Genomic DNA, 9,153 nt, shown 5'->3' with positions numbered 1-9,153 from the left:
CAAAAAAAATTTGGAAAGAATTAATAAACTATTGAATAATTGAAACAGGAGATGCATATGGCAAAACATTTAAACAGGAGTGAAATAAAGGCAATTAAACACATTATACTGACTTGGGACGGTAAAATCACATGGAGCGATTTATGTGAATCAGTTTATAAGAATCTAAACAGAACTATCACAAGGCAATCTCTAAGTGCTCATGATGAAGTTGTTGAAGCATATAGAACAAAGAAAAATTTGTCTAATTTGAAAAAATCTGGCCTTAAAAAGCCAGCTAACTTAACGATTGCGGCACAACAAATAATAAATCTTAAAGCCGAAAATGAAATGTTAAAAAAACAGAACAATAGATACAAAGAGCAGTTTAGCTATTGGCAGTATAATGCTTATAGACATGGTCTCACTATGGAACAATTGAATAGACCATTTAATAAAAAATAATAGTTGATAGGTTACACCTATTGACAAGTTAAATAAATACGATAAATATAAATATATGGTCAGGATGACTATTTCAATTATGCAAGGATGCATTTTATGGACAAAAACATCATCAATTCAGAGTTTACTCTGGAAGAGCAACTTATCATTATAATTGATAAATATATCTCAAAACGGTACCAGCCCGGAGATAAAAGTTTCTCATATCAACTTTACTTAATTTTTGTGGGATACCATTTAAAATATTTTTACCCTAAAAGGATTTATTCCAAATCCAATCGTAATATTGATAACATAATGACTATGTTTAGCTCGGTATACAAAAGTCTGACAAGCAATCTTCTACAACGATTAAATAACAAAGAAGGAGTTATTAGGGAACTAAACTCGCTTGTTAATTACATAGATAACAATCAAGAAAAAGCAGAGGAAATCTATGCTACTGTCAGAGCACAATATGAAATGAAAGTAATTGAGAAAGAGTTAACCCATGAAGTTCGCGTAAGAACCGTCAGGTTATAGGCAATAAAAAGCCCCTAAGCAGGGGCTAAAAGACTTCTTGATATAGGCTACTACTGAACTTCTTTCCAGACACCATCAGATTTGATTAGTTTTACTGGTTTTGTTTGTTTCATATTACTAATAGAGGCATCGACAATGCAGTTATAAACATTGTTTGCTTCTTCTGTGCAACTAACTTTCTTCACGTAATCGATTCTTAAAAGATCTTTTTCTGTAACTCTTGAATCAAGAGCTTTCATACTTGTATTTGTTCTATCTACAACACTTTTGAAAACATTGTATATATCGTCTTGCGATGGTTCATTGTTACATGCGGTTAGAAGGAAGGTGGTAATGATAACTGTGATAATTGAGTATATTTTCATTTTCTTATCCAAAAAACAATTAATTAAGAATGCCAGTTTTGGTGTTGTTATTGTCAGAGGAAAAAGTCCATTTACTTACAGTCTCTCCCTTGAAGTCGATTTCAAGAGTTTTAGACTGAGTTTGGGAACCACCAGTAAACAGCCCCACAACAGGAATGAAAGTCGTTGCATTGAACTGATTGTTAGACATGAAATATTTCCATTGCTCATTTCCGTCATCGAGTGTGGTTCTTGTATCAGGCTCACCTAACTTAGTGAGTAATTCCGTCTTAGTTGTTTTGTTTTTAATGATCTTTGACTGGAGGCTTTGTGGTGTTTCGTTTTTAAGGTTCTGGTTCCCTGATGTTGAACAGCCAGAAAGCAGGAAGACAATAATAAAAAAAGAGGACGTTATAAATCGGTTCATTTACTTTCTCATTTTATGTTTGCGGTTGTGTGAAATTAATTTCACCGTATAAAAACAACTCTGTCTGCATACATTCTTTTGATTTTATAGATAAGAATAATGATGCTTACGAAAAACGTAATGACTGATACAAGAGTGCTGCCGGTCCACGAAAATGCTAACCACGCGAGACCAAATGCCACGAATTGAAACAGGAATGCCACACTGAGCGGGCTTTCACCGTAAGCGACCTTTGCATGACAGCCTTTGCAAATCCGCACACCATGAGGACTTTGTGTAAAGCAGAACGGGCACTTTATTGTTTCGTTTTCCATAGCTATCCCAATCTGGAAGATTAAATGGTGCGTTTACAGAGATTCTCGATGACCGACTCGCTTTAGTAAAATTGCTTGTACCGATCGATGATTGTTACTTGATAGTTATTGTCTATCATAACTAGATTATCGATCTGTAATAACGATCAATATTTTCTTGACTAAACACAAATTTATTACTAGAGAATAGAGTGTGGTTACGAAAGGTGTTTACAACTAGCTGTCTATAAACGAATTTTTCTCGCCTTGTTTAAAGGTTGGATTACATGAATTTTTGAGAAGTGTGTGTGGGTTTTGTGAAGAATGGACTTCCCATAGCTTCTGAGAAGCTCTGCGAGCCTTCTGAGAAATGGAATCCAGCCGATAAGCCTGAGATGCTTTTGCTGTTGTACTGAGTTTTTTTGAAGAATCTTTTCTACGATTTCGTTTCTTCTGTCTTCTTTGAGTCGTAGTTCGAGTTCAGCAATTTTTTCACTGATACTTTCCTTTCTCTCAGTGTTTTTCAAAACTGTTGCAGGAGCAGGAGCAGGAGCAGGAGCAGGAGCAGGAGCAGGAGCAGGAGCAGGAGCAGGAGCAGGAGCAGGAGCAGGAGCAGGAGCAGGAGCAGGAGCAGGAGCAGGAGCAGGAGCAGGAGCAGGAGCAGGAACAGGAACAGGAACAGGTATTGGCATGGGAGCTTGAGAAACTTCCTTTGAAGGTATGTCGATTCGAAGAGCTTCTAGATGATCTGGGTTGTAGTTGAGCCTGTTAATAAGATTTGCCCAACTGTAACTTTTACCCAATTGCGAAGCTTTGAAAGCTATATCGCGGTAGGAGAATGAGAAGCCGTTCATTTTGCCTGTGCTTGCGACATTCGCTGTCCAAGTTACTTCTGCTTCTTCCAGTCGTTTTGTGAAAGTTAGAAGGTCCGGCTTATCAGATAAACTTTTATCAAGTATCTGCTGCAGAGCTTCTCTTGGTGAAAGCACCCCGGTTCGTTCCGATAGCATTTTCTCATTACGGGACACTCTCTTCCGCTTCGGTTGTGCTTGCGAGGGGGGAGATGCCGTTTTGGTCACTGTCAGGCCATAAGCGACTTCGAGTTTACTGATGATCTGTGTGCTGATGAGGTTTTCGTTCCTACCCAAGTAAAGCTTCCCACCATTGAGATCTATGCGACTTGCGATAATGTGTATGTGCTGGCCATCGTCGTCATGTAAGACATAGCAACGGAGATGGGTATCACTGTATCCCATTCTCCTCATATAGTCATCTGCGATACTAGACCACTGTTCATTCGTTAGTGATTCACCGTTGGGTAAGCGAAGCGAGTTGTGCCAAACTGATTTTGCGACATCCTGGCGAAGATGCTTGGTGCTATCGAATTCAGCGATCAGTTCAAGGGCTGAATCACCTAACATGTTCCCGCCAATGATGATGGGATCACTTTTATGATGTGCTCCCGGTTTCAATGCATATTGAACGACACCAGCGAAGCTCTTACCCCTTTTGATCTTCTGCATACCCTTCATCGGGTTTGCTCCATATGTCAGCATTTAGCAGGTGCTGGCGAAGCTCTTCCAGTTGTCGCTTCACAGCGAAAAGCTCTGTATGAGTAAGCTGGCTATCTTTACTCTTACTATCGATATGAAGAGCGATACGGTTTAGCTTCTGATTGATCTCACCCAGAGTCTTCCATGTTTCGATGTTTACAGGAGGTACATTCATGGGGAGCTTCTGCAAGGAAGCCATACGTAACCATTCACCTTTAGATGTAGAACCTCGTTTTGTGTTGAGTAATTGAAGTTCCGAGTTATTAAGACGGACACTGACACAGTGTGTTCGCAATGATCGTGGGTTGATATTAGATTGATTCATAAAAATTCCTTTTATTAGATTGATTACTCATTCCATGTGTAATAACTTATTTATAATAAGTTATAAATAAAAGTCAATGAATTGTGATGCTGAAATCAATTATAAGGAGAGTGAATGTATTTAATGATGCCTTTGCATATGCACATAGACTATGGTTTTGGTGCAACAGCAGAACAGTTTAAAGAATCAGCAGATTTATTATCGGCTTCTGAATCCATTAAGGATTTAGGTATGCCAGTCAATTATCTTAGACGACATGCAATCGAACTTTACCTAAAATCTTTAATTTATGTTTTGCACCGAAATTTTAAAATTCCATTCAGTAGTGGTGGTACTCTTGGAAAACCAAAAATTAAAGTGTTGGGAAAGGATTTTGAATTAGAAAACATGCATGACATCAGATTATTAACCATATATTTAATCGGTCAGCACAATAAGTTAATACCTTGTTTTTTCCACTTAGGAATAGGTGTAATTGAAAAGGATGTTTTAGATAAGATCAATAAGATAAATTCCATTGATTCTAAGAGTACTTTTTTTCGCTATCCTAAAACGGGAGATCACATCCAGGATATGAGAAAGTCATCTGTAAGACAAAAAAGTACGGAAGATATTATAAACTCGATGAACAAAAAAGAAGGGAAGTATGTGAAGGCTTTGCTATTAGTTGATGACGAGGATAACATAGTTGACTCATTTGACATGGATGTAGATGTATTCCCAGATTTAAATAAAAATCTTAAATATCTATGTGATTATTTTCATGATCTTCATGCGGCATACCGATGGGGTATATGTGATGGCAGGTGACTATATTTTTATTTACTTAGATAAATTTGCATGAAAAATATTTCCTTTTCAATCGTAGAGCAGAAAAGCAAGGCAACTCAGAGAAGCGGAGCTTCGGAGAGTTAGCCCTTGCTTAATGCTTCTGAATTGATAAAATGATATGATGAAGAGTTTGAACAGATAATGTATTAATTTATACACTGGGGTATAAAATGAATTTTGGTAAACTCTCACTTTTAGTAGTTGTCATTTTAAGTAATTCCTCTTTTGCATCGGATACTCCTTTGGTTCAACAATCATTGTTAAGGCAGAATGCAATAGAGTTATGTCGTGCCTTTGAAGCATCAGGATCTGAATTTACAATTTATGGAGAAGCTAATGGTGATATGGCAGTCAACTTAAAAAAGCTTAAAAGCCTGAATCTAGGGGAGTTAAATGCGAAGTTAGGCACTAATTATTCTAATTGGGAAGGTGTTCCGAAAGTAGAAAGGAAGGATCAACTCTCTGAAAATATCAGAATGTCTAATTGTACTTTGACAGCATTTAATATGCTATCTCAGGATTATAAAGAAAAAGTTGAATTACAGGATAGGAAACAAGAATTATTACGCCAGCAGGAAGTAGTTGAACAGGAAAATAAACTCCCCCGTAATTATATTGTCAGTGGTGACCGACTACGTTTATTGCCTGATCTATATATTGAAAAGAGGACTGATTATAGCATTGGTAATAAGTATTATCTAGAAATTACAACTCCTGAAAACGGCTTAATTAGAATGATTAATGGAACAAAAGAAGTGATTGATTACAAAAACAAGTCGTATTATATTTCATTCCATAGAAATAACCATAAGCAGATTGTCATTACATTGGAAAATAAAAAAGAATAAATAAATTTGAAATTCTATTTTTGATAAAGCATCCTTGTTAGATATTAAACAAGGGGGTGTCAAAATGAGAATATTTATGGTTTTATTACTGCTTATGTTGCCTACATATTATGTAAATGCTCAAAATATTTGTGTGGATTACAAAACAGATCCACAGGTTGATGCAAAATATGTTTTAACTATAAAAAGAAAAATGGATTTTGTTGAGTATAATGATGTGATAAAGGTTACTGAGTACGATCATAAGCTAATTCAGGTATTTGAAATTAAAAAGACAATTCCTGAGCTAAAAAAGGATAAACCTTCTACAAAATATGACATTCTTGACAATACAAAACTCTATATTAATATGTATTCCAAGGATAAGATTGATTTAAATAAAAAAACAGACTTTAATTGTATCTATATTGAGCTTAACAACAAGAGAAATAAAAAAATTACCACATTAATTGACAATGACATTATTGCTGAGTTCAGATCGCGTTAAGAACAACAAATATTATTATATTAGATGATCATAAATAATATTGGCTTCCTTTTGTCACTTTCATTTAGTCATTTTCACATTGTTTATCTCATTAGGTATACTGGTTGAAACAGGATACCCTTTCTAAGATATCCTGCTGTCTGCTCAATAGTTAGGGGAAATTATAGAGAATATGTCTTTTTTCTCAATATAAACCCCCAGTTCATCATATGGGTTGCCATAAGCTGAGGCTGATAACCAATTAAGGCTTGTGATTAAAATATTATCATTGTCCCATGATAATATTTTTGCATGAGAGATTGGATCTTTCTTTTTCTCTAGAATAATTCCATTTGCACTTAAAGACTTACTTGTCTCTTCAAGTTGTTGGGTATTGATTCCCCCACTTAGAGATGAGTAATACATTTTTATGTTCAGCTTATTATTGTCTGTTATTGAACTTATTAAAGGTGTCAAAATAGGTCTTTCGGCATTATTACTAATCCTATGGCTTGCAATAAAGATGGTGCTTGTTGCTTTGTCCCTGGCATCTAAAACGTAATCGTGATGCTCATTTTTTGTGATGATTTTAATTTTTACATTTTTTTCAGTAGGATTTGCAGTAGCCAAATGTTGAGTAACTTTTTTTAACTCATAAGCTATGGCAGAAATAGATTTGCTTAAATTATTAGATACCCGCGACTTCCCTTTTGATAATATACTCAAAATATCTAATACTTCAGTTGTTAAGACATTATTTGTCGTAAATACAGAGCATTCATATCGATTGAATCCGCTCGCTAACCAGTTGCATGAACCTATTGTTGCACAATAACCATAATTTAAGGTATCACAAACTATAATTTTCGCATGTGAGCCTGTTGGATCTGAATGTATTGTAAAAAGTGAAGCTAACCCAAGTTGTACTATTTCCTCCTTATAAACATTAAGTCCACTAAGAAATTGATTATAACTGCCCATGCTTTTTTCATCATCAGGTTCCTCTTGACCCCATAATATATCGACTTGGACTCCTCGTTTAGCTGATTCAATTAGTTTATTAAAGATGTCTTGAAAATTTTTCAATTGGATAAAAGTTGAATGGATAATAATCCTGCTGAGAGATTTATCAATCAAGTCCAGAAGATGAGCTTTATGATTTTCAGCGCCGGATATTATTTGAAATTCGTTTTCGCCAATCAAGTGTTCTTCAAAATGATTTTCATAAGACTCTGTGCTAAAAATACTTAGTTTAGAACTCTTATTTTGAGAAGTGCTACTTTCTTTACGTTTTAAATTAGCAGCAGAAATTATATCTTCAGCCAATTCTTTTGAGATATCAGATGGAACACCTGTTATATTATCGGCCTCATCAACCTGAGCTATTGCAAAAAGTTTGTTTTGATAATATGGTCGATCATTTGCCCTTTCCTCATAGCCTATAACCTCTTCATCACTATCTTCAACACAATTTAGTATATCTGATGGATATGGTGCATATTTCGGGTTTTTTATATTTAACTCTGTAGCTATTGAGTTTTTATTCCTGAGCAATTCATTTGCTCTTTGTTTGTTATATATTTGATAGTTTTGGTTTCTGGCATTTACTCGATAACACTTTGCTGTTTTAGGGTCAATTAAAAACTTCCTAGTAGATTCCATAGGCTCTCTTTCATAAGGAAGTTCGTCATGGTTAGCAACAATAAATCCAACATCAGTAATTCTGAAATTATATTTTGAGTCTAATTCTACTAATTCGACCCAACCCAATTTCATAAACGGTATTATTATTTCAATGATTAGTCTCTGCGGAAGATTTGACTTCAATGATAATTCTTCTATTGGATAAGAACGGCGGCTAATTTCTTGAAGTAAAAAATGATCTAAAGCTCCCCACCTATGACCCTTAAAAATTTTGAATTTATGTACGCCATAATGAAAAGGAATTTTTACATAAATATTTTTATTTTGCATTTTTCTTCCCTTGCTTTTTTGTTGAGTTACTCTCAATTAATAAAAGATTACCGATTTGAGCAGATGTTTCTAATTCATTAATTAATTTAGGAATGAATTCATATTCTTGTGAGCTCTCTTTTACTATACGATTAGACCAAGATTTAAGAAGTTCATATGATCCTATGATAATTAATTTATGCTTGGCTCGGCTGAGTAAAACATTTATACGACGTTGATCTGATAAAAAACCTAAGGCACTTTTTATTGTGCTTTTACCATTATTTCGGACTAATGATATTATTACAATATCTGCCTCACCACCTTGAAAAGAATCCACTGTAAGGCAGTAACCATCATTATCGTCAGGAGGAATGTAATTATTTAGAAGAGTTTTAAGCTCATTGTTTTTCTTTGCAATTTCTATGTGTTTGGAAATTAATTTTACTTGATTGGAATAAGGCGAAAGAATGGCTAATTTGATTTTTTTTGTAGGGTTGGTGTTTTTATCAAGATCTTTTAAAATGTCGATTATTTCTTTACATTCACTATCGTTAGACCAAATTGGTTTATGTTCTCCGGCTCGACTTCCCTTTGTTTTTTGTACATCTTGTTGATTAATCCATACAAGTGCTGGCGTATCTTTTAATATTGACTCTTGCTTTATATTTATAACAGAATCAAAGTCTTTTGAAAGATATTTCAATTTTTTTTCAGCATCAGTAAATAACTCATTTTTATAAAAAACATTGGATATTACTTCCGCGATGTGAGGATGCATACGATGCTGGACTGATAACATAGAAGATAGTTTATTTTTTCGTTTTTGGCCTTTACCTGCTAACTGTTCAAACTTTTCATCTTGTTCTTCATCTTCTAAAATCAAAGACTCAAATAAATTTACATATTTTGTTGCTCGTAATCCTATTTCTCTTGCCTGTTCGTCATTGATTGATGAAAAGTAGCCATTGCGGATTAATTCATTTTTTAATTTGAAGTTGTTTATGCTATCAACTTCTTCGAAGGTGTTGGTTAGTTTTTTATTATTAGTTAATATTTTTTTTAGTTCAATGGAACGGTATGGTGGTAATTGACGGTGATCACCGATCATTAACCTTCTATAAGACAACAAAAGAGGACTGATTAG

The 9,153-nt window shown here is 34.6% G+C and carries 12 protein-coding genes; 5 read left to right on the top strand and 7 right to left on the bottom strand.

Going from position 1 to position 9,153, the window contains the following annotated elements; genetic code table 11:
• Nucleotides 1-57 precede the first annotated feature (57 nt).
• Nucleotides 58-444 carry a hypothetical protein gene (locus N6P30_RS23780; protein WP_001062150.1) on the top strand — a complete coding sequence of 129 codons (387 nt, stop codon included), beginning with the start codon at nt 58-60 and terminating at the stop codon, nt 442-444.
• Between the two features lie 96 nt (nt 445-540).
• Nucleotides 541-966, top strand: coding sequence for a hypothetical protein (locus N6P30_RS23775; RefSeq protein ID WP_000360018.1), 426 nt, complete (start codon nt 541-543; stop codon nt 964-966).
• A 50-nt stretch (nt 967-1,016) separates the two neighbouring features.
• On the opposite strand, the gene N6P30_RS23770 is transcribed toward N6P30_RS23775, so the two are convergent.
• The 5 genes from N6P30_RS23770 to N6P30_RS23750 all read right to left on the bottom strand — a co-directional run bounded on the left by N6P30_RS23770 (nt 1,017) and on the right by N6P30_RS23750 (nt 3,908).
• Complete coding sequence (locus tag N6P30_RS23770; RefSeq protein WP_000708681.1) at nt 1,017-1,331, bottom strand: hypothetical protein; 315 nt, start codon at nt 1,329-1,331, stop codon at nt 1,017-1,019.
• A gap of 19 nt (nt 1,332-1,350) precedes the next feature.
• A complete protein-coding gene (locus N6P30_RS23765) occupies nt 1,351-1,737 on the bottom strand; it encodes a hypothetical protein (protein WP_001078959.1) in 387 nt (128 codons plus the stop codon).
• A gap of 41 nt (nt 1,738-1,778) precedes the next feature.
• Complete coding sequence (locus N6P30_RS23760) at nt 1,779-2,051, bottom strand: hypothetical protein (RefSeq protein ID WP_007666384.1); 273 nt, start codon at nt 2,049-2,051, stop codon at nt 1,779-1,781.
• 224 nt (nt 2,052-2,275) lie between these two features.
• Nucleotides 2,276-3,562, bottom strand: a complete 1,287-nt coding sequence (locus tag N6P30_RS23755) for a relaxase/mobilization nuclease domain-containing protein (RefSeq protein ID WP_260629993.1) — start codon at nt 3,560-3,562, stop codon at nt 2,276-2,278.
• A complete protein-coding gene (locus N6P30_RS23750; protein WP_014639992.1) occupies nt 3,531-3,908 on the bottom strand; it encodes a hypothetical protein in 378 nt (125 codons plus the stop codon). Before N6P30_RS23750 ends, N6P30_RS23755 begins: the two co-directional genes overlap by 32 nt.
• A gap of 114 nt (nt 3,909-4,022) precedes the next feature.
• On the opposite strand from N6P30_RS23750, the gene N6P30_RS23745 reads away from it, so the two are divergent.
• The 3 genes from N6P30_RS23745 (at nt 4,023) to N6P30_RS23735 (ending at nt 6,074) form a co-directional block, all read left to right on the top strand.
• Nucleotides 4,023-4,718 (top strand): hypothetical protein, encoded by a 696-nt coding sequence (locus tag N6P30_RS23745; protein WP_154827273.1) that lies wholly within the window; start codon nt 4,023-4,025, stop codon nt 4,716-4,718.
• Between the two features lie 191 nt (nt 4,719-4,909).
• Complete coding sequence (locus N6P30_RS23740) at nt 4,910-5,587, top strand: hypothetical protein (RefSeq protein WP_001009043.1); 678 nt, start codon at nt 4,910-4,912, stop codon at nt 5,585-5,587.
• A 76-nt stretch (nt 5,588-5,663) separates the two neighbouring features.
• Complete coding sequence (locus N6P30_RS23735) at nt 5,664-6,074, top strand: hypothetical protein (protein WP_260629992.1); 411 nt, start codon at nt 5,664-5,666, stop codon at nt 6,072-6,074.
• Between the two features lie 144 nt (nt 6,075-6,218).
• On the opposite strand, the gene N6P30_RS23730 is transcribed toward N6P30_RS23735, so the two are convergent.
• Together N6P30_RS23730 and N6P30_RS23725 are read right to left on the bottom strand one after the other, a co-directional pair.
• Entirely contained in the window at nt 6,219-8,027 is a 1,809-nt protein-coding gene (locus N6P30_RS23730) for a phospholipase D-like domain-containing protein (RefSeq protein WP_001180114.1), read from the bottom strand.
• On the bottom strand, nt 8,017-9,153 hold a 1,137-nt coding region (locus N6P30_RS23725; protein ID WP_260629991.1), incomplete at its 5' end, for a C-terminal helicase domain-containing protein. The genes N6P30_RS23730 and N6P30_RS23725, both read right to left, overlap by 11 nt.

This window comes from Enterobacter sp. PL1 (genome assembly GCF_945957325.1).
Taxonomy (GTDB): Bacteria; Pseudomonadota; Gammaproteobacteria; order Enterobacterales; family Enterobacteriaceae; genus Enterobacter; species Enterobacter roggenkampii.
Note: the sequence above shows the minus strand (reverse complement) of the source record. Positions and strands in the feature narration are given on the sequence as shown.